This is a genomic window from Mesorhizobium kowhaii, assembly GCF_042431665.1.
Taxonomy (GTDB): Bacteria; Pseudomonadota; Alphaproteobacteria; order Rhizobiales; family Rhizobiaceae; genus Mesorhizobium; species Mesorhizobium kowhaii.
This window is the reverse complement of the sequence record NZ_JBHLYT010000109.1, coordinates 1-1832: the sequence shown is the minus strand read 5'-3', so window position 1 is coordinate 1832 and position 1832 is coordinate 1. Positions and strand designations below refer to the sequence as shown.

Genomic DNA, 1832 nt, shown 5'->3' with positions numbered 1-1832 from the left:
ACGGCCCTGGCCGGGATCTGGCAAGAGCTGCTCGGGGTCGAGCGGGTCGGCCGCCACGACAACTTCTTCGAGCTCGGCGGCCACTCGCTGCTGGCGGTGCAGCTCTCGAGCCGGCTGTCGCAGGCCGTTGGTGTGGAACTGCCGCTGGCGACGCTGTTCGCCAGGCCGGTGCTTGCCGACCTGGCGGAAAGCATCACCGAACAGTTGCGCCGCGCCGGTCCCAAAGACCTGCCGGCGATTGTCGCCGTGTCGCGCGGCGAGCCGCTGGTGCTGTCGTTTGCGCAGCAGCGGCTGTGGTTCTTGACACAGCTCGACGAGGGCAGCACCAACTATCACATGCCGCTGGCCTTGCGGTTGCGGGGAGCGCTCGACCGCGTCGCCTGGCAGCGCAGCCTTGACCGTCTGTTTGCCCGTCACGAGGCGCTGCGCAGTGTCTTTGTCGCCCCGGAGGGCCAGCCCGGGGTCGAGGTGCTGCCGGCCGATGCCGGGCTGCCGGTGACAAAGCACGATCTTCGGGACAGGCCGGATGCCGAGGCAACGCTCCTGGATCTGTGCCGTGAAGAGGCCAATGCACCATTCGATCTCTCGCGCGGCCCGCTGATCCGCGGCCGGCTGATCCGACTGTCGGATGACGAGCATGTCTTCCTGCTGACCCAGCATCACATCGTCTCCGACGGCTGGTCGATGGGGTTGCTGATGCGTGAGCTCAGCAGCCTTTACCGGGCGTTTGTGGCCGGGCAGGACGACCCGCTGCCACCGCTGGCGATCCAGTATCCGGATTATGCCGCCTGGCAACGGCAATGGCTGTCGGGGGAACGGCTGCAGAGCCAGGCGCAGTATTGGCGCGAGACCCTGTCCGGCGCCCCGGCCCGTCTTGCGCTGCCGACCGATCGGCCGCGGCCGCTCCAGCAGTCGTTTGCCGGGGCGAGCGTGCCGGTCGTCATCGATGCGGCTCTGACGGGCGGTCTGAAGCGGCTGAGCCGCAAGCATGGCACGACGCTTTTCATGACGGTGCTGGCGGCCTGGGCGGCGGTGCTGTCGCGCCTGTCGGGGCAGGACGACGTCGTGGTCGGCGTGCCGAGCGCCAATCGTGGCCGGCGCGAGATCGAAGAGCTGATCGGCTTCTTCGTCAACACCCTGGCGCTGCGGCTGGACCTGGCGGGCACGCCGAGCGTGTCGGAGCTTCTGGAGCGGACACGGCGCACGGCGCTGGCCGCGCAGGAGCATCAGGACCTGCCGTTCGAGCAGGTGGTCGAGATCGTCAAGCCGCCGCGGGCCCTCGATCACACGCCGTTGTTCCAGGTGATGTTGGCCTGGCAGAACGAGACCGTCGGGTCATTGGACCTGCCGGGGCTGCGGGTGGAGGCTGCCGGCGAGGGGTTCGATCAGGTCAAGTTCGATCTGGAGCTCGACCTTGGCGAAGATGGCGAGGAGATCGTCGGATCGCTGCACTATGCCACGGCGGTGTTCGACGAAGCGACGATCGAGCGGCAGCGCGGCTATCTGCTGGCATTGCTGCGGGCGATGGTTGCCGATTCCGGGCAGCCGGTCGGCCGGATCGAGCTGCTGTCGGCCGAGGAGCGGGGCTATCTGCTTGACGACCTCAACCGGACGGCGGCGCCTTACCCCTCGGATCTGTGCATCCACGAGCTGTTCGAGGCGCAGGTGCGCAAGGCGTCCGACGCGGTGGCGCTGGTCCATGACGACGAGCGCCTGAGCTATGGCGAACTCAACGCGCGGGCCAACCGGCTGGCCCATCATCTGATCGGCCTCGGGGTGAGGCCGGACCAGCCGGTGGCGATCTGCCTGGAGCGCAGCCCGGCGATGGTGGT

General features: G+C 68.4%; 1 protein-coding gene. It reads left to right on the top strand.

Annotated elements, in window-relative coordinates; translation table 11 throughout:
• Positions 1–1832, top strand: a 1832-nt coding sequence (locus tag ACFFNA_RS35355) for a condensation domain-containing protein (RefSeq protein WP_378924532.1), incomplete at both ends; no start/stop codon positions are given.